At 70.6% G+C, this 18,717-nt stretch carries 17 protein-coding genes; 3 read left to right on the forward strand and 14 right to left on the reverse strand.

Going from position 1 to position 18,717, the window contains the following annotated elements; all coding sequences use genetic code 11:
* Positions 1–244 precede the first annotated feature (244 nt).
* The gene (locus ACPYN9_RS10600) at positions 245–694 is read left to right on the forward strand and encodes an MSMEG_6728 family protein (RefSeq protein WP_424466386.1); all 450 of its coding nucleotides are present in this window, start codon (positions 245–247) and stop codon (positions 692–694) included.
* Here the strand turns inward: ACPYN9_RS10600 and ACPYN9_RS10605 are convergent.
* The 8 genes from ACPYN9_RS10605 to ACPYN9_RS10640 form a co-directional block, all read right to left on the reverse strand.
* On the reverse strand, positions 681–2,222 hold the full coding sequence (locus ACPYN9_RS10605) for a PepSY-associated TM helix domain-containing protein (RefSeq protein ID WP_424466388.1): 1,542 nt from the start codon (positions 2,220–2,222) through the stop codon (positions 681–683). The genes ACPYN9_RS10600 and ACPYN9_RS10605 overlap by 14 nt on opposite strands.
* On the reverse strand, positions 2,180–3,421 hold the full coding sequence (locus ACPYN9_RS10610) for a Dyp-type peroxidase (RefSeq protein ID WP_424466390.1): 1,242 nt from the start codon (positions 3,419–3,421) through the stop codon (positions 2,180–2,182). The genes ACPYN9_RS10605 and ACPYN9_RS10610 overlap by 43 nt, the downstream gene beginning before the upstream one ends.
* Positions 3,421–4,026, reverse strand: a complete 606-nt coding sequence (locus ACPYN9_RS10615; RefSeq protein ID WP_424466392.1) for a copper chaperone PCu(A)C — start codon at positions 4,024–4,026, stop codon at positions 3,421–3,423. The genes ACPYN9_RS10610 and ACPYN9_RS10615 overlap by 1 nt, the downstream gene beginning before the upstream one ends.
* A 49-nt stretch (positions 4,027–4,075) precedes the next feature.
* Complete coding sequence (locus ACPYN9_RS10620) at positions 4,076–4,834, reverse strand: copper resistance CopC family protein (RefSeq protein ID WP_424466394.1); 759 nt, start codon at positions 4,832–4,834, stop codon at positions 4,076–4,078.
* Positions 4,835–4,973: 139 nt separating this feature from the next.
* A complete protein-coding gene (locus ACPYN9_RS10625) occupies positions 4,974–5,807 on the reverse strand; it encodes a hypothetical protein (RefSeq protein ID WP_424466396.1) in 834 nt (277 codons plus the stop codon).
* A 68-nt stretch (positions 5,808–5,875) separates the two neighbouring features.
* Positions 5,876–7,069 carry a glycosyltransferase gene (locus ACPYN9_RS10630; RefSeq protein WP_424466398.1) on the reverse strand — a complete coding sequence of 398 codons (1,194 nt, stop codon included), beginning with the start codon at positions 7,067–7,069 and terminating at the stop codon, positions 5,876–5,878.
* Positions 7,066–7,767, reverse strand: coding sequence for a lysophospholipid acyltransferase family protein (locus ACPYN9_RS10635; RefSeq protein ID WP_424466399.1), 702 nt, complete (start codon positions 7,765–7,767; stop codon positions 7,066–7,068). The genes ACPYN9_RS10630 and ACPYN9_RS10635 overlap by 4 nt, the downstream gene beginning before the upstream one ends.
* A gap of 52 nt (positions 7,768–7,819) precedes the next feature.
* A complete protein-coding gene (locus ACPYN9_RS10640) occupies positions 7,820–8,452 on the reverse strand; it encodes a hypothetical protein (protein WP_424466401.1) in 633 nt (210 codons plus the stop codon).
* A gap of 96 nt (positions 8,453–8,548) precedes the next feature.
* Between ACPYN9_RS10640 and ACPYN9_RS10645 the strand changes: the two genes are divergently transcribed.
* Positions 8,549–9,595: an alpha/beta hydrolase gene (locus ACPYN9_RS10645; RefSeq protein WP_424466403.1), complete on the forward strand. Its 1,047-nt coding sequence runs from the start codon at positions 8,549–8,551 to the stop codon at positions 9,593–9,595.
* Between the two features lie 54 nt (positions 9,596–9,649).
* Here ACPYN9_RS10645 and ACPYN9_RS10650 read toward each other — a convergent pair whose 3' ends face one another.
* The 6 genes from ACPYN9_RS10650 to ACPYN9_RS10675 form a co-directional block, all read right to left on the reverse strand.
* Positions 9,650–10,840, reverse strand: coding sequence for a hypothetical protein (locus ACPYN9_RS10650; protein WP_424466405.1), 1,191 nt, complete (start codon positions 10,838–10,840; stop codon positions 9,650–9,652).
* A 133-nt stretch (positions 10,841–10,973) separates the two neighbouring features.
* Positions 10,974–12,455 (reverse strand): MFS transporter, encoded by a 1,482-nt coding sequence (locus ACPYN9_RS10655; protein ID WP_424466407.1) that lies wholly within the window; start codon positions 12,453–12,455, stop codon positions 10,974–10,976.
* A 14-nt stretch (positions 12,456–12,469) separates the two neighbouring features.
* Complete coding sequence (locus tag ACPYN9_RS10660; protein ID WP_424466409.1) at positions 12,470–13,492, reverse strand: ABC transporter substrate-binding protein; 1,023 nt, start codon at positions 13,490–13,492, stop codon at positions 12,470–12,472.
* Between the two features lie 104 nt (positions 13,493–13,596).
* Positions 13,597–14,415 carry an amino acid ABC transporter ATP-binding protein gene (locus ACPYN9_RS10665; protein WP_424466410.1) on the reverse strand — a complete coding sequence of 273 codons (819 nt, stop codon included), beginning with the start codon at positions 14,413–14,415 and terminating at the stop codon, positions 13,597–13,599.
* A complete protein-coding gene (locus tag ACPYN9_RS10670; protein ID WP_424466412.1) occupies positions 14,412–15,557 on the reverse strand; it encodes an amino acid ABC transporter permease in 1,146 nt (381 codons plus the stop codon). Before ACPYN9_RS10670 ends, ACPYN9_RS10665 begins: the two co-directional genes overlap by 4 nt.
* A gap of 343 nt (positions 15,558–15,900) precedes the next feature.
* A complete protein-coding gene (locus ACPYN9_RS10675; protein WP_424466414.1) occupies positions 15,901–17,454 on the reverse strand; it encodes a hypothetical protein in 1,554 nt (517 codons plus the stop codon).
* A 134-nt stretch (positions 17,455–17,588) separates the two neighbouring features.
* On the opposite strand from ACPYN9_RS10675, the gene ACPYN9_RS10680 reads away from it, so the two are divergent.
* Entirely contained in the window at positions 17,589–18,629 is a 1,041-nt protein-coding gene (locus ACPYN9_RS10680) for a Gfo/Idh/MocA family protein (RefSeq protein ID WP_424466415.1), read from the forward strand.
* Positions 18,630–18,717 lie beyond the last annotated feature (88 nt).

Below are 18,717 nucleotides of genomic sequence, written 5' to 3' on the forward strand. Positions count from 1 at the left end.
TGAACTCACGACCACACTGCAGGAGCGCAGGCACGGGGAGCGTGCGTGAGATGAACATGTGAACTCCGTCGGTCACTGCAACCAGGGGGATCGGTCGCTCGAGTCGGGGTAACGTATCACACAGCACTACGGGGCCCGCAAGGCCCGCGCGCGTCGCGGAGCCCCTTCCTGACCCCTGATCGGACCCGCTCGGCGGGCGGCCAACTCCCCGCATCCACCGATCTCCGGCCTGTACAACGGGCTGATGCAGACCTTCCTCCCGTACGCAGACTTCGCCGAATCAGCGCGGGTCCTCGACCGGCAACGCCTCGGCAAGCAGCGCGTCGAGACCCTGCAGGTCATGAAGGCGCTCACCGTTCCCGGGTACGGGTGGCAGCAGCACCCCGTGGTGAAGATGTGGATCGGCTACGAGCGCACCCTGCTCGACTACCAAGGCGCCTTCTGCGCCGAATGGGTAGGGCGCGGATACGCGGACACGTGCGCCGAGAAGACGCTCGCCGTCTTCGAAGTCGCGGCGGAGGGCGGAGGCGCGGGCTTTCTGACGCCCACCCCTCCGCCGTGGCTCGGCGACGAGGCCCTGCACGAGTCGCACCGCTCGAAGCTCATCTCGAAAGACGAAGCGTTCTACGGCGCGCTCTTCCCCGACACCGAACGCGGACTCGACTACGTGTGGCCCGGCGTCACGGCGAACTGAGCCGGCGCCTCGCGATGCACCCGATGACCGCATCACCCAGCACGAAGGCGGCCAGCGACGCACCCATGAGCGGCAGGAAGACCCCGAGCGCCACGGACACCGCGAGCACAACGAGCACGCCCCACCACGGGGCGCCCCGAACCGCACCCCGCGGCGGGGCGGCGCCGACGACTCGCGCAGGGTCGTGGCGGGGCCTCCGCTGCCACCACATCGCGTAGCCCCACACCACCATCGCCGCGATACCAACCGCGAGCGCGAAGAGCGCCAGCTGGTTCGCGAGGCCGAACATCGAACCCATGTGCAGGTCGATGCCCCAGCGGCTGAGCTTCGCCACCACGCCGAAGTCGGCGAAGTCGACACGATCGGTGACCTGCATGGTCCGCCCGTCGATCGCCACCGCATCCACCTCGGTCGGGAAGCTGCGCTGGATCTCCTGCACGACCCACGCCGTGCCGGGCGCGGAGGGCGGCCTAATTTCGACCAGCCCCGTGTTGACGTTCACCTCACGGGCAACCGACAGCACCGAGTCGTAGGCGCCCGGGCTCGGCGCACCTGGTTCCGGTGCAAGTGGGCCCGGCGCGCCGGCCCCTTCGCTCGTCGGCGGCGCGTGACCGTGGCCCGCGTGCTCGTCGGCAGCTGCCGCCCCGCTGCCGCCGTCGAGGCTCGTGCTGAGCGAGGGCGTCGTCCAACCCACGCTCGCCCTCAGCTCTGTGAAGTTGGCCCCGCCGTACTGCGACCACGTGATGCCCGTGACCGAGAGGAAGAGCGCGCCGAGAAGCACCCAGACTCCGGTGGATGCATGCAGGCTGCGTGTGCGCCTGAACCCGGTTGCCCCGAGGCTCGGGCGCAGCAGCTCACGCTGCTGAGCCACACGCTTGGCGCGAGCCGCTCGGCGGAAGCTGGCAAGCCAGAGCCCCGCACCCGCGAGCGCCACGATGCCAAGCCAGGACGCTGCGAGCTCGCTGTAGAGCCTGCCGAAGTCGCCGAGGTGGAGACTGCGGTGCAGGTCTGAGATCCAGGTGCGCAGCGGCAGTGAGCCGGACGTGCCGTACACCGGAAGGTCACCGCGGATCTCGGCGGTCGCGGGGTCGACGAACACCGCTCGGGTCGTGCTCTCCCCCAGGCTGGCATCGGCGTACATGACCCGCGTCGTGTCGCCGGGGCTCGGAGCTGGCCGGACGGCCACGATCGACGCGGACGCGGACGCATCGGCACCCACGTACGCATCCGCTGCCCTGATCTGCTCGGCGAGCGGCAGGGAGCTGCTGGCGACGGGCGCGTGCAGCTCGTGGTCGTACACGAGCTGTTCGAGCTGGGGTGCCAGCGCGTAGAGGGCTCCGCTCACGGCCGCCACGAGAATGAACGGCCCGACGAACACTCCGGCGAAGAAGTGCAGCCGCAGGAGGAGCTGCCCGAACCATCCGCCGCGAGCGGCCCGGCGCGTCGGAGACCCGGGTGCGCGGCGCGTGGCCGCCAAGCTGCCGCTCACCGCAGGATCCCCTCGCCGACGTAACCGCCCTCCGCGCATCCGGGCGGCACGACGAACACGGCCGACCCGATGGGCGTGGTCCACTCGTTGAGCAGGTCGAGCTCGTCGAGCCGCCGCTGGATGGGCACGAACTGCGCATCGACGTCGGCCTGGAAGGCGATGAACAGGAGCCCTGAGTTCGAGACCTCGTCACCGGTGGGGGCGTCGTCGTAGTTGTACGCGCGGCGGAAGAACCGCTCGCCCCTGTTGTCGGATCGGGCGCGCCGGATGTGCGAGAACGCGGCGATCACCGGGAAGCCCGCCGCGTTCTTCGCCGCGAAGTCGGGCTCGTCGTGCTCCTCCTGCCCGGTGAGGGGTGCCCCGCTCGAGAGCGTGCGCCCCACCGACTGCTCCCGACCGCCGCGGTCGAGCCGGTCCCATTTGTCGAGGTCCATGCGGATGCGCCGCACCACCATCCCGGTGCCGCCCGCGAAGACGCCGTCGCGCATCCACACGAGCTGCTCGAAGTCCACCGTCGGCGGCGCCGGGTTGACGGTGCCGTCGATCTGCCCGAAGAGGTTGCGCATGGTCGTGGCCGGCGCCTCCGATCCCCTGGCGCGGCGGAACCCGGGCTGCGTCCAGCGCACGGTTGCGAAGCTGCGGGTGTCTTTGAGCAGCATGCGCTGGGCGTGCGCGACCGTGAACGGGTCGTCCGCCGCGATCTGCAGCAGCAGGTCCCCGTCACTCCACGACGGCTCGAGGCGGTCGATCCCGAAGGCCGGCAGGGGCCTCAGCCAGGCAGGCGCCTGCGTTGCGGCGGTGGATGCGCGGCGCACGAACTCAGGGCCGAACCCGAACGTCACGGTCAGGTTCGCGGGCACGCGCGCGAGCTCCGGCTCCGAGTCGGCGAGCGCCGGCTCGCCGCGCGTGAGCCTCGCCGCGTCGTCGGTGAGCAGCTGCATGAGCCGTCTGAGCGCCTCCCGATCGACGCCGTCGCGCAGATCGAGCGCGATGAGGGTCGCGTGCGCCTGTGGGGGCGTCGCGATCCCAGCCTGGTGCGCGCCGTGGAACGGCACGACATCCGCACCCGGGATGAGCCCCTCCGGTTCCGCGCTCGCGGCCTGGGCGGGCGCATCCGCGATCCCCAGCAGCTGGTCAGCACCGATGGCCGCGGCCGCCCCGAACCCGGCGACAGCTCCTCCGAAGAGCAGCTGCCGCCGGGACGGGCGCGGGCGACCAGCGGCCTGGTCGCCCGCCATCAGTTGTGGTCCGCGTGGTCGCCGTGGTCGCCGTGGTCGCCGTGGTCCATGTCCATGTCGCCGCTCATGTCGCCGCCGTCGTCGTAGTTTTCGTTGGCGCCCGCGTAGTCCTTCGCCGGGGCCGTGACCTCGAGCGTCGAATCGTCCGAGAACGTGAGCGTGAACGTGACCTCGTCGCCCGCGACGATCGGCTCGGGCAGGTCCATGAGCATGATGTGGTTTCCACCGGGCTCGAGCATCAGCGTCTCGCCGGGAGCGATCGTGAACCCACCGCCCTTCTCGCGCATCGTCATCTCGCCCGTCTCGTTCTCGACGGTCTCGTGGAGCTCGAGGGCCGTGGATGCGGGGCTCGCGACCGACACGATCGTCACCTCGCCCTCCCCGACGTTCTCGATCTCGCCGAAGGCGGCCGACATGCCGGAGTCGGCCGCCTTGACCCAGGCGTTCTCGACGACGACGGCCTCGGCGGCTGGCGTGGTGGGGGCGTCAGCGGCCGAATCGGCCGAGAGGGTCCCGGCCGAGCACCCGGTGAGGGCGAGGGCCGCGGTGACGAAGATGGCCGCCCCGGTCAGGGGTCGACGACGAGCGGTGCTGGTGATGGTCATGTCAGAAGTTCCTTTGCGAAGCAGTGTGGAGGGGATGTGGACGGCGGCGTCAGCGCGCATCGTCGTCCTGCGGGGCGGGGTCGCGCGGGAGGGCGTCTGGCTGGCCGACGTCTCCCTGGCCGGCGGCTGGCGCCGCGCCCTTGCGCGAGCGGACGATCACCCAAGCGATGCCGAGCGCGACCAACGCGCCGAGACCGCCGATGAGGAGCATCCGCGGCACGTCGAGCGGCGACCTCGAGGCGGCCTCGGCCGTCGGTTCCGTCGTCGCGCCGGAGGGCGACTCGGTCTCCGTGGGCGAAACCGTGGTGGCCGATGGGGTCGGCTCGGGAGCCGGCGTCGACGCGGCGGCAGGCGCATCCGCTGCCGCCGGATCGCCGACCGTGAACGGGATCGTCCCCGTGATGGGATGCCCGTCGGACGAGACGACGCGCCAGTTGATGGCGTACGTGCCGTCTGGCAGGGCATCGTCGACGGTGCTCGTGACGTTCGGGCCGTCGATGAGGGGCTCGCCGGTCGGCCACGTGGTGCCGGCCGCGTCCTGGAGGACGATCATCGGCCCGATCTCCATGATGTTCGCGGAGTAGGTGAGCGCAATCTGCGTCGGCGCCTCGTCGAGCGCCTGGTCGGGTGTGGGCGAGCTCTGGATGAGCTGGTCGTGTGCCTGCGCCGGCGCCGCACCGGCGAAGCCCAGGAGGCACGCCAGGATGAGCGCCGCTACGGCGGCGGCGAGCCCGAACACTCGCCGCGGGGCGGTGGAGCTGAGGAGTCGTGTGGTGGTCGTGGGAAGTGATGCTGAGTCGAAAGACATCTCGAGAGTTCCTCGGGTCTGTCCGCCCGCGCGCGAAGCGGCACGCCGAAGGCGCGCGTCGTCGCGGACGGAGAATGATCGACGCCGAACAGCACCGGACAGGGCCCGCCAGCAGGGCTGGCAGGCTACGGGGGCGGTGTCAGTTCGAGGTCGCGAATGCTGAGGTCATCGCGAGCGCGGGTGGGCCACGCCTGCGCTGCGCGCGTTCGACGCGCACCGTCAGCGCCGGCACCCAGGGCAGCTCGAGCGGGGTCGAGTCGGCGACCACGGCGGGGCGCACAGCCCGCGCGTGGAGCAAGAGCAGCGAGCGCACGAGGTGCGGCAGCAGCTCCGCGGCCGCAGCCTTCGCCCTCGTGAGGGCAGAGACGAGGGCCTCGCCGAAGTACAGGGCAAGCGCCGTCAGCGCCGCCGCGAGCGCGTGCATCGCCCACATGAGCGGGCCGTCGTGGCCGAGGTGCACCGCCGCGGCAGGCGCGCCGGCGCCCGCGGTCGAGGCGAAGTCGGCCATCGCGGAGGCCGCAGCGAGCTGGCCGTGCCCGGCGTGGCCCGCATGCGCATCCGTCGCCCCGCCCGCCGTCGGCGGCGTACCCAGGACGAACAGCGTGTGGAACAGGAACTGGCTCGCGCCCACCGACAGCCCCAGCCTGAGCGAGTCGGTGCGGATGCGCGCGAGCAGCAGGCACGCCAGCACGGCGAGCCCGAACGGGAACGCGACGCCGAGGACACCGGGCATGCCGCCGCCCGCGAGGACGTGCGAGGCGAGGGCGATGAACGTGGAAACCGTGGCGGCGAGGAAGGCGAGCCGGACGCGGCGCAGGCGCGCGGCATCTCGAGGCCGCGCATCGACGGGCGCGGTGAGATCGAGATCGAGATCGAGAGTGTCGTCGAGGTCGAGGTCGCGGTCGCCGCGGCGCGACCACGTACCCGGGTCCACGTCTCCCGCGAAGCGGGTCTGCGGGCCGGGGGACGTCACCCCAGAAGTCTACGCCCGGCTTCTACGACACGTAGACGCGGGCGCCTGCGCAGCGCAGGCCTCAGGCGTCAGGCCGGGTACTCGCGCCCCTTCCACGACACGCGGCGACGGCCGGCCAAGGCGTAGACCGGGAGCACAAGCAGAGGGCTGATCGGCCCGAGCAGGCCCTCTGCCAGGTCGAGCAGCCCTCGGCGGCCCGTAACGACGTTCACGAGCGCCCGGTCGAGCAGCCCGGCGACGCGCACGATGTGGAGGAGGCGCGCCGTGCCACCCCCGGCGCCGGCGCCGCCCGTCGTCTGGCCTCGCCGGGCAAGAAGCAGCAGCACCCACGGCGCCGTGTAGACACACAGCGTGAGCAAGCTCGTCGCGGCCATCAGCGCACGCGAGCCGCGGTGGAGGCCGAGGAGCGACTTCGCGAAGCCCCGAACCGAGCTGCGGTAGCCGTCGTACATGCGAACACCGATGGCTGTTCCGCCCCGCGCGACGACGACCCTGCCGCCCGCCGCACGCATCCGCTCGGCGAGGCGCATGTCCTCGACGAGCTCGCCGCGCACCGCCGCGTGCCCGCCGATGCGTTCGTAGGCGCCGCGAGTGAAGGCCATCACCTGCCCGTTCGCGACGACCGGCGCGCGCCGATGCTGCAGCGCGACGGGAACCGAGCCGAGCACCACCGCGTCGTTGAGCGGCGTGACGAGCCGCTCGCCGAGGGTGCCGGCCTCCTGCCGGGGGAACACCGTCAGAAGGTCGGCGCGAGTTGCACGCATCGTGGTGAGCAGCGCGTCGAGCGCCCCCGGATTCCAGCGGACGTCGGCGTCGGTGAAGATGAGCACGTCGTCGTTCGGCTGCTGTGCGACGGCGTGCGCCGAACCCGCCGCAGCGGCCCCAGCCGCCTCGGCGAGCTGCGCGCACGCCCAGTTCTTGCCGGTCCAGCCGTCGGGGCGCGGCGTGCCGGCGAGCACCCGCGCCCCGGCCTCCTCGGCGAGGCTGCGCGTCGCGTCGGCAGACTCGTCGTCGAGCACCACCACCTCGTGGGCGCCCTGGGCGAGGAAGCCGGGCATCGTCACGCGGAAGGTCTCCGCCTCGTCGCGGGCGGGAATCAGCAGCGTGACCCGAGGTGCGCCGGCCGCGGTCTTCGCTGACGCGGCGGATGCTGCGCCGCGCCTCGCGCGCAAGCTCGGCTGCGTGCACAGGTTGGCGAGGAGCACCATGCCCCGGGCAAGCAGGTACGCCGAGGAGACCCCGGCGACGACCCGCCCGATCACCTGCCGCTCCGCGGCTCTTCACCAGCGCCGCGCGACCCCGAACGCTGCGGCCTGGTCAGGTAGGCGAGCATCCGCCCGGCGAAGCCGACGCGATCGCGGCGGAAGCGGCGCGCATCGAAGACGATGCGATACCCAGGCAGCGGAAGGGCTGGGTCGGCGGCGTCGAGGGCTCGATCGAGCTCCTCGAGCATCGAGCCGAGCGCGACCGGGAGCTGTTCCGGGCGCACCGGCGCTCCGAAGCGGATGAACGCCTCGGGTTTCGCTGCCCCACGCAGCACGACCCTGATGGCGACGGGCACGAGCGGCACCCCGGCGCGCCTCGCGACCCACTCGGCGCCCGGGCGCAGCGCCGCCAGGCCTCGCCCCGCTCGCAGCTCGCCCTCGGGGAAGATCAGCGCCCAGTCGCCCCGGTGCGCGCGATCGGCGAGCGTGCGAAGTGCCCGCGGCGGCACCGCCCCGATGAGCCTCAGGAATGGGAAGCGCTGCAGCTGCTCGTCGCCCATCATGACGGCGACGTCGACGCCGACGTTCCTGGCGTAGAGGCCGATCAGGTACGCATCCCACCACGAGCCGTGGTTCGCCGCGATCACGGCCCCGCCGGTCGGACGCTGCCCGGCGACCGCGATCGAGAGCAACCCCGTCCGCACGTCGCGCACGGCGCTGCGCACGAGCAGCACGCGAGCCAGGCGAAGCATCATGGTGCTCGACGCTATCGCAGCGAGCGGAGCGACGAGCCGGGAAGCGCGCAGCTCACCAAGCGCGCATCGCGGCGGCGATGACGCCGCCGACGACGATCAGGAACACCAGCAGGTCGGTCCAGGTCGCGACGAGCTCGTTGGTTCCCTTGCCGCGCTTGATGAGGTGTCGGATGCCTGCGAGCCCCAGGTAGATGGCACCGGGGAGCGCGCCGAGCAGCCCCCAGCCCGGCACGAGCGAAGAGACGAGCGCCACGGTTCCCAGGCTGAGGTTCGCGAGCCCGAGTTCCTGGACGACCTGCGTCGTCGCGGGGGCCTGCAGCGTGCTGGTCGCCGTGCCCGCGGTCGTCGTCCCCGCGGGCGTCGACGCGGCCTCGGCGAGCTCGTCGTCGCTGCCCTGGTCGCCTTCGCCTGATGCGCCGAGGATGGTCTGGGTCGTGCGGCGCGGGTTGGCGAGCTGGCTGATGCCGGCGACGATGAGGCGCGAGCCGACGCCCCAGAACGCGAACCAGATGCCGAAGACGAGCGCCGGGTTGCCACCCGCGACCCCCAGGTGGACCCCGCCGAAGACGAGCGGAAGCACCACTGTCTGGAGGATCACGAGGAGGGCGTACATGCGCTGCCTATCGGCGTCGGGATGCTCGCGCGAGCGCTGCCGTTTCGGGCGGTCGGCGCTGCGTCGCCGCATCGAGGGAGGGGATGCTCTGCAACCTATTGCATGCCGAGTCCCGCCGACAACACGGTGACGTGCGTATGCATCGAACTGTGCTGGAAGAATGGCCGCGTGAGCATCCCCCCGCGTGTCACGTCGAAGAGACCCTGGTATCGGCGCAAGAGCAGGACAGTGCCGCTCGGGGTGGTGTCGGCCGGCCTGGTCGGCGCGATCATCTGGGTGTCGACCCCGTGGCCTGCGGCCATGCTCATCCGCGCGCTCTTCGAGCTCGACGCGAAGCGGACGATCGCCGAGATGGAGACGTTCGCGCCGACCGCCGACAGCCTGCAGTCGCAGCTCGACCTGTCGTACGGCGATGACGGCGCCGACACGACCTTCGACCTCTACTTCCCCGCGGGCACGACCGAGCCCTTGCCCACCGTCGTGTGGATCCACGGGGGTGCGTGGATCTCCGGCAGCAAACAGAACGTCGACCCGTACGTGCAGATCCTCGCCGCCGAGGGCTTCACCACCGTAGCGCTCAACTACACGGTCGCTCCGGAGGCCACCTACCCGACGGCGCTGACGCAGCTCAACGACGCGCTCGCGCACCTCACTGAGCACGCGGCCGCGTACAACATCGACCCGAGCCGCATCGTCTTGGCCGGTGACTCCGCCGGAGCCCAGTTCGCGAGCCAGCTCGCAACGATGTCGACGAACCCCGAGTACGCGAAGCAGGTGGGGGTCTCCCCCGCGCTCAGCTCTGACCAACTTGCCGGGGTGGTGCTCAACTGCGGCATCTACGACGTGAGCGGCATCCCGGACGCCCCTGGCCTGGGCGGCTACGGCTTCCGAGTCGCGCTCTGGGCGTACCAGGGCGACCGAAACTGGGTCGACACCCCCGGCGGGCGAGAGATGTCGACCATCAACTGGGTGACCGCAGACTTCCCGCAGACCTGGATCTCAGGTGGTAACGCCGACCCCCTCACCCCGTATCAGTCGGAGCCGTTCGCCGAGAGGCTGCAGGTCTTGGGGGTGCCGGTCACGACCGTCTTCTACCCAGACGACCACCAGCCGGCGCTCCAGCACGAGTACCAGTTCAAGCTCGAGGGGGCGGATGCGCAGGCCGCGCTGCGGTCGACCGTCACGTTCCTGAAGGCGGTCACGGCGCGGCAGTGACACGAACGCCCGCGCTCACCGATCGGTGAGCGCGGGCGTTGGCATTCGACGAGGTCAGACCGTCGGCGCGCAGTACTTCAGCGTGATGGAGCCCGGTGTTCGCGCGGTTGTGGCGTCGACCGGCGCAGGTCCGAGTTCGAACAGTCCCACGCTCGACGTAACACCGCCGACCGCCGTGGGGCTGACGAAGCTCGACCCGCCACCGCCGCCGGAGGACGAGGCGAACTGCGCCGCAGGGTTGGCCACAGAGGGAGTGCCCGCGATGCCGTAGCCGACAGCGATCGTGCCGCCGCCGCCACCACCCGCGTATCCACCGCCACCGCCACCGCCCGTGGTGCCGCCTCGCGCGACCTGGCTGCCGCCGTTGTCCGGGTTCAAGGCGACCGTCGACGTGACCGCCGCACCGTTGCCGCCGTTGCCGCCAGCGCCTGCGACGTAGTTGCCGCCAGCGCTGCCCGCCAAGGTCGAGTAGTCGGTGGGCGGTGGCGACGCCGGGTACGCGGCCGACGTCGCCCCGCCGGCCCCGCCGACGGCCCCGTTCGCGCCCGCGCCGCCGTTGAAGGTGATCTGACGCCCTCTGGTCGTCCAGGTGCCCACGCGGTTTACCGCTGAGCCGCCCGGGTCGCCACCGTTGCCGCCCGTTCGCGGCCCGTACGTGAAGGGGTTCGGGTTCACATTGGGCATCTGGATGCCAATGCCATCACCGCCACCGCCACCGCCACCCGCGACGACGATCGGAGCGGTGCCAACCAGGATGGCCGACCCTCCGCCGCCGGAACCGGAGTTGAAGGTGTTCAACAGGCTCGGGTTCGCACCGGAGTTTCCTCCGTTGCCGAAGCCCTGACCGCCGGGGATGCCGGTCGCCGTGATGCCGTAGTCGGGGGAAGCGTACCCACCCTGACCCACGATGAGCGTGAGCACCTGCCCGGGAGTGACCGTGAGGAAGCCGGTCACCTTCGAACCACGGCCGACGTCGTTGCCGTCGCTGCCGCCCTGCGCGCCGACGACCTCGTACTCGACGCGGGTCACACCTGCGGGCACCGTCCACTCCGACGACGCACGGTTCGGGCTCGTGCCGACCGCGGGACGGCTCGCCTCGTGCGTGCGGTTCGGCACGCATCGGCTGGCCGCGAAGGACGGCGTCGCGGTCGCGAACGCGATGGCCGGAATGGTCCAGGCGGCGCCCGCGACGATCTGCCGGCGGCCGACGCCCGACTGTGCTGAAGATGGGGTTGGATCGGTCAACTGAGCCTCCGAGTTTAGGGGGTGAAACACGGTGCCAGGACGCGGTGGTCGACTGGCTCGCTCAATGTATGAGCGCAGGGCTCGCTGGGCTACGGAGACTCGTATTCTGGGGAGATTTTGGTCGGAAGCGACGTTAGCTTCCCGTGGGTTCTGGCGAAACGCCCGGGGACCTGGTGCGCGCGTCAGCCGCCGAGACGAGCATCGCACCGAGGGATGCGGCGATCGTGATCGAGGCGGCGGCGCCAAAGGCGAAGCTCGCCGGCATCGACGCCGAGACCGCCAGGTACGTGCCCGCATACACCGACAGGGCGAGCGCCGCGGAGAGGCGCTGGCTGAGCTGGAAGAACCCGGCCGCCACACCGTTCACCCCGGCGGGTGCCTCGTTCAGCGTCAACGACTGGTTCGAAGGTGTGGTCAGCCCCGCGAAGAAGCCCTGCAGCGCCCCGGCACCGGCGACGCCGAGCAGAATCAGCCCCTCCGTGCCCGTCGCCACGAGCGCCACCTCGGCCGTGACCGCAAGCAGGGCCAGCCCGAGCACCCACGTGATGCCGCCGCGACCGAAGCGTCGCACGAGCCGCCAGCTCAGCATCGAGCCCAGCACCATCCCCAGCGCGCGCGGCGTCAGCAGCAGCGCCGCCGTGAAGGGCGAGTAGCCGATCCCGCTGATGAGGAAGAGGGTGGTGAGCAACCCCAAGCCGAGCGCCGACCCGAAGGTCAGCGTCGCGACCGCGGTCCCCAACAGATAGCCGCGACTGCGCACCAGCGCCGGATGCAGCACCGCCGCCAACCCCTTCGCGTAGGCGCGCCGCTCCCACAGCGCGAACCCTCCGAAGAGCACCACCGCGGCCGCGGCGAGCACCACAAGCACCCAGCCCCCGCTCGCCGCCGCGACCAGCAGCGCCAGCGTGCCGGCGCCCAACAGCACCACGCCCACCGCATCCACGTGCCCCAACGCGACGCGCATCCCGCCGCGCACGGCCGTCGGCCGCGGGAGCACGAACACCGCCGCGACGACCAGCACCACCGCCAACGGCACGGCGAGGAGGAACACGAGGCGCCAGCCGGTCGCATCCGGCAACACCGTCAGCAGGATCCCCCCGCCCAGCGGGCCGACCAGCCCGGCCGCCGAACCTGCCGTCGTGTAGCCCGAAAGCGCACGCGAGCGCATGATGCCGCGGAACGTGTCCTGGAACAGGCCAAGCACCTGCGGGTTCACAATGCCAGCGCCGAACCCCTGCACAAGACGCGCCACGATGACGGTTGTCGCGTCATCCGCCAACGCGGCCGCGAACCCGGACACGGCGAACAGCACCAACCCCAGCATGTACAGCGAACGACGCCCGAGCAGATCGCCGAGACGCCCGGCCCCCACGAGCGCCAACCCGAATGCGAGCGAATACGACGACGTCAGCCACTGCACCTGCGCCGGGTCGGCGTCCAGAGAGCGCTGAATGCTCGGCACCGCGAAACTGAAGACAGCCTGGTCGAGGAGGGTCGTGAACGCGGTCGCCACCCCGAGCGCGAGCACAAGACCCTCGGCGCGGCTTGGCGCAGACGGCGCGACGGAACCCGCCGCGCCCTCAGCCTGCGAGGACGCGACGGGTTCCGTCGTCATGGGCAGCGAGATGACTACTCCTCGCGCGGCAGACCCGCGGGGTTCACCTCGGAGACCTCGATGCGCTCATCCTGCAGCCCCCAGCGGTCGAGGATCGCGTCGTACTGCCCGTTCTCGATGGCGTGGTTGAGGACGATCGATACGGCTTCGATGAGGCCGTTGTCCTTCGCAGTGCCTGCGGCGATCTGCGCGTTGGCGGGGAAGCCGCCGTTGATCGTGCCGACGAGCTTCGTCTCGCCGTCGCTCGCCGCCTTGAACGCGGCCGTCGCGTTCGGGCCGAAGGTCGCATCCACTCGACCGGACTGGAGGGCGAGGGTTCCTGCGGCGTCGTCCTCGTAGTACTGGAAGTCGACCGGCTCAAGGCCCGCAGCCTGGTTCTCCTCATCCCAGGCGACGAGGATCTTCTCCTGGTTGGTGCCAGCGCCAACGATGATCGACAGGCCCGCGACGTCCTTCGCCTCAGTGATCGACTCGATCTCACTGTCGGCCTTCACGTAGAAGCCCAGCACGTCCTCGCGGTACGTGGCGAAGTCGAAGAGGTCCTTGCGCTCCTCGGTGACCGTCACGTTCGAGGTGATGAGGTCGTACTTGCCCGACTGCACGCCGAGGGGCCAGTCGGCCCACGCCGCGACCTCGCCCTTGAGCTCGAGGCCGAGCCCATCGGCGATCAGCTGCGCGAAGTCTGCCTCGCTGCCGAGGCGGGTGACGTTGTCGTCTTCGGCGAGAAAGCTGAGCGGCGGGATGTACGCGCTGCCCACGACCGTCAACTTGCCGGCCTCCGCCGGCTCCCAGCCAGACGCCTCGAGCGCCGCGAGCGCCTCGGGAACCGGGTCGATCTGCGGGCGCCCATCCACGTTCGCGCTGGTCAGGTCGAACTCGATGAGGCCGCTGGCCGGCTGCGCGCCGTCAGGCTCAGCCGCCGTTGAGGGGGCCGACTGGCCGTTCACGATGAGGGTCGTCGCGACCACTCCAATGACGGCGAGCGCCGCCACACCGCCGGCGATGACGCCGACCTTCTTCTTGTTGAGCTTTGCCATGAGTGGCACCTTTCGGGGGGGGATGTGCTGGTGTGCGTTGGAAAATCAGGGTCGTGAGAAGACGGGTCCGGATGCGCCGGGCCCGGAGTGCGGGAAGCCGCGGTTCAGAGCACCTTGCGGATGAAGTCCTGCGTTCGGGGGTGCTGCGGGTTCGTCAGCACCTGCTCCGGCGTGCCCTGCTCGATGATGCGGCCGGCATCGAGGAACACGATGCGGTCAGCAACCTCACGGGCGAAGCCGATCTCGTGCGTCACGATGACGAGGGTCGTGCCGCCGTGGGCGAGCTCACGGATCACGTCGAGCACCTCGCCCACGAGCTCCGGGTCGAGCGCGCTCGTCGGCTCATCGAAGAGCAGCACGTCCGGCTTGAGCGCGAGCGCCCTCGCGATCGCAACGCGCTGCTGCTGACCGCCGGAGAGCTGCCGCGGATAGTGGTGCTCTTTGCCCTCGAGCCCCACCCGCTGGAGCAGCGTGCGCGCCTGGGTCTCCGCATCCGCTCTCGACGCCCGCTGCAGCGCGACCGGCGCGGCCGTGATGTTCTGCAGCGCCGTGAGGTGCGGGAACAGATTGAAGTTCTGGAAGACCATGCCGACCCTCGTGCGGCGGCGCAGCGTTTCAGCTTCCCGCAGCTCGAAGAGGCGGTCTCCCTTCCTGACGTAGCCGATGTACTCGCCATCGATGAGGATCGAGCCGCCGTCGACGGACTCGAGGTGGTTGATGGTGCGCAGCAGCGTCGACTTGCCGGACCCGGACGGGCCGAGCAGCGCGACGACCTCGCCTGGTTCGATCTCGAGGTCGATGTCGTGCAGCACCTCGTGCGCGCCGTACGACTTGCTCACCCCGCACACGCTGATCTGCCCGGATGCCGCGCTGCTGCGCTCGAGCTCCGCCTGAGCGTTCCGGTTGATGGTTGCCTGGCTCATGCCTCGCTCACGTCCTTCCGTGCTGCTGCCGTTGCGGGCGCGGTTGCCCCCGCCGGGATGCCGTGCTTCTTCCGGTCGAGTGCCTTCTGGGTCTCGGCTGCGGTTCCGTCGGGCTTCTCCGGATCTTCGTCGGCCTTCTCGTCGTCGAGCAGCGCCCACTTCTCGGAGATCCAGGCCTTCGCCTTCTGGATGGGCGTCGGTGGCAGCTCGCGGTGGGCGCCCTTCGAGAAGTGGCGCTCGATGTAGTACTGCGCGATCGAGAGGAGTGTCGTGATGATGGCGTACCAGACGACCGCGACGAGCAGCAGCGGGATGATGCGCTGGTTGCGGTTGTAGATGACCTGCACCGTGTAGAACAGCTCGGGCAGCGCGACAACGAACACCACCGAGGTGCCCTTCACGAGGCCGATGATCTCGTTGAACGCGTTCGGCGTGATGGCGCGGGCCGCTTGCGGCAGGACGATGCGGAAGAAGCGGTACCGGCGCGGGAGCCCGAGCGCAGCGGATGCCTCGAGCTGGCCCTGGTCAACCGAGAGGATGCCGGCGCGGATGATCTCCGCCGAGTACGCGGCCTGGTGGAGCGAGAGGCCGAGCGTCGCCGCAGCGAACGAGGAGATGAGCTGCACGGTCGGGAACTCGACGAGCCAGAAGTCGGTCGTGAACGGCGTTCCCAGCCCGAGCGTCGGGTACAGGTAGCCGAGGTTGTACCAGACAACCAGCTGCACGACGAGCGGCACCGAGCGGAAGAACCAGATGAAGCTCCACGACAGGGAGTTCAGGAGCGGCGACTTCGAAAGGCGCGCGACCGCGAGCAGGGCACCGAGGATGAAGCCGATCGCACCCGAGAGCACCGTCAACTGCAGGGTCAAGATAAGCGCGTTGACGACGATCGGGCTGAAGAAGTACTCAGCGAAGACGTTCCACTCGTAGCGCTGGTTCGTGACGAGCGACCACGCGAACTGGGCGACCGCGAACACCGCGATGGCCGAGAGAATCCACAGCACCCAGTGCTTCGGGTGCACGACCTTGAGATGCTCGCCCGGGCCGAGCGTCTGCACGCGATGGCTCTTCAACGGCTTGGCGTCGTCCGGTGGTGTCGACGAGGTGCTGTCGGTGGTTGGTGCGGTGTCGAGTTGTGACATCGCGTTCTCCTCTCGGCGGACCCTCGGGTCCGAGGGGCTCGCCCTCAGATATGAGGGCATGTCGAGAAGGTAGGGGCACACGGATGCGCGGGCGATGCGCCCTGTTCACGGAACTTCCGAGACGGTCGCGCGGCGCCGCTCTGCGTCACATTCCGTCACGCCGTCGCCAGGTGCGGGGCCAGCGGATGCGGTGCGCGGGCGTGCGCGCACAACGCCCGTCCAGTGCACTCGCAGCGACACTGCAGAGCAGTCTCAGCGCCCCTGTGGGGTGGCGACTCACCCCCGTAAGGGTGGCGACGCAATCCCCGTGGGGTGGTGACTCACCACCTGAAGGCGACACGGCTCAGACGGCGGTGACTCGGATACTCCAGGGCAGCGGGCCGCCGTCGATGCCCGAGGCCTCGGCGACCTCGACCACGATCGGTCCCGGCCCCCAACTGCGCGCCTCGTTGACCGGCAGGTCTGACTCGATGACGTCGAGCACCGCACTGTGCGTGTACACGCGGAGGCTGCCGTACTCGCTCGACGAGACCACCGCCTCCCCTCCGCCGCCGGTGTACAGGTAGAGGCCGGGACCCGCGCCGTCGAGCTCCGTCTCGAACGCCGGAAGCACGTCGATCGTCGAGATCGACACCTCCCACTCGCTGCCCGAGATGATCTGCAGGTTGCTGCTCGCAACCGACTCAGGGTCACGCCCGAGGCCGAGCGCCGCCGCGCCCTCCTTGTTCACGAGCACCTGCCGGGACTCGCCAGGCACCCCGCTACCGAACTGCAGCTCGACCGTGGTCTGCGGGTTCGAGACCGAGAAGGTGAGGTCGCCGACTGCGTCGTAGATGTTGAGCACGGCAAGCTCCTCAGCACCCGCGGGCAGCACGAGGTCGAGGCTCGCCTCGCCGTACCCGCTCACTGGTGTGCCGCTCTGCAGCGTGAACTGCGGCACGGGGTCCGTCTCGACCGCATCCCCCTCGAGGCCGCCCGTCGTCTGCTCGTTGCCTGTCTGCTCACTGCCTGACTGCCCGCCATCTGATGAGCTGGGAAGCCACTGCTGGATTTGGATTCCGGCCGCCCCGACGAAGAGCAGGATGGCGAGGATCGAACTGGCGATGCCCTTCGGCCCCGCGCTGAACCCGCGCTTGATGGGCCCCGCCGCAGCCGCGAGCGCGAGGACCAGCGCGATCCAGAAACCCAGGAACGCGGAGATCACCGCCGCGAGGCCCGCGCCCATCGCGAACCCCGGGCCCAGTGCAGGCTGCCCCATGTGCGCGGCGTTCTTCGCGGCAGGCCCCTTCGCCGCGCGGCTCCTGGGCACCGCGGGTGTCGGATGCACGCCCGGCGTGGGCGTGTTCGGTGTGGGCGTGTTCGGCGTGAGCTGATGCGCGGCGGCGGGGGGCGCCGGCTGGGGGCGATCGGAGGGGCTCGGTGCCGAGGCCAAGGCCTGGGGCTGGGCCGGTGCCTGAGTGGAGCTCGGCTGCGGCCCGGAACTTGGCGCCTGAGTCGGCTGCTGTGCGCGGCGACGCAGCAGCGCTTCGTTTGCGGCACCGTGCGAGTACGCGAGTCCGCGCTGGGCGCCCTCGCCGCTGCGATCGAGGTCGTAGGTGGCGCGTGCGGCGGTGCTCGTCGCGGCCCGCCCTTCATCGCGCGCGAGCTGCTCAGCAGCCCGCTGCGCATCCCGAGCCGCTTGACCGGCGGCACGCTGCGCATCCTGCGCACGCTGCTCGAGCGCCCGCTGCCCGTCTTGCGCGCGCTGCTCAGCGTCGCGTTGCCCGTCTCGGGCGCGCTGCTCGCGCTCCTGCTCGGTGCGCTCGCTACTGCGAGTCGTTGAGTCTGACCACAGTTGCACGAAGTCTGGCGCCTTGTAGTCGGCCGGCGGCCGGTAGTCGTTCCTGCCTTCGCCCACGTTGCACCCCCTCGTCGCTGTTGCGCTCATTCAACACCACACCCCCGACAGTCTTGTCGTTGCCGCCTCGGCGGGCCTGACGTAGCCTTGTCCTAACATTCTGACCAATAGCCCACCGCGCAGAATCGAGAGCCATGAACGCGAGCCCACGTTCCCGCATCGGCGTCGTTGGATACGGCGCCGGCGGACACCGCTTCCACGTGCCCTACATCCAGGCCGTCGACGGCTGGGAACTGGCAGGCGTCGTCACCCGATCGCCCGAGCGGCGGGCAACCCTCGCGGCCGAGGCACCCGGGGTTCCGGCCTACGACTCGCTCGACGCCCTGATCGACACCGGCATCGACGCCGTGGTCATCACCACCCCGCCAGACACCCGACGCGAGCTCGTGCTCCACGCCCTCGAGCGCGGCGTGCACGTCGTCGCCGATAAGCCGTTCGCGCCGACGGCAGACGGCGCACGCGAACTGCACGCCGCGGCCGAGCGACACGGGCGCATCCTCACCGCCTACCAGAACCGCCGCTGGGACACCGACCTCGTCACCCTCAAGCGGGTCATCGACGACGGTCGACTCGGCGAAATCTGGCGCGTCTCCTCGCGGATGGACCAAAACGACCCGGGCTCGCTCGAGACGGGACCGGCCCACGGGCTACTGCGCGACCTCGGCAGCCACCTGGTCGACCAGATGGCCTTCCTCTTCGGCCCCGTCGAACGCGTCAGCGCGCACCTCGACGTCACCACCGTCGACGGCGTCGACGTCGACTGCGGTTTCGACGTCGCCCTGCACCACGCGAGCGGCGTGTTCTCCCGCGTCGCATCGAGCAAGATCAACCACCTCGAGGGCCGCGAGCTCATCGCCTACGGCGACCTGGGCTCCTACGAGTCGCACATGGCCGACGTGCAGACCGACCAGATCGACGCCGGCCTGCGCCCCGCATCCGCCGCCGACACCTGGGGGCTGGAAGCCGAGGAGCGCTGGGGCGTGCTCCACACGGTCGACGGAAGCACCGCCGTGCCCTCCGAACGCGGCGACTACTCGGAGTACTACCGGTCGCTCCTCGCCGCCGTTCGCGGGGAGGCGGCGCCCCCGGTGCTCGGAGAGCAGGCCGTGCACACGGTCGAGATACTGGATGCGGCTCGCGAGAGCGCACGCACGGGACTCACCGTCGCCATGTGAGTGACGTCGCACCCCCTCCACCCCCGCTACCATCAAGGCACGGGGTGCGACGGCGAGCCAATGGAGGCTCGCCCTTGAAGGGGTAGAG

This window comes from Pseudoclavibacter helvolus (assembly GCF_049707175.1).
In the GTDB taxonomy this organism is placed as follows: Bacteria; Actinomycetota; Actinomycetes; order Actinomycetales; family Microbacteriaceae; genus Pseudoclavibacter; species Pseudoclavibacter helvolus_A.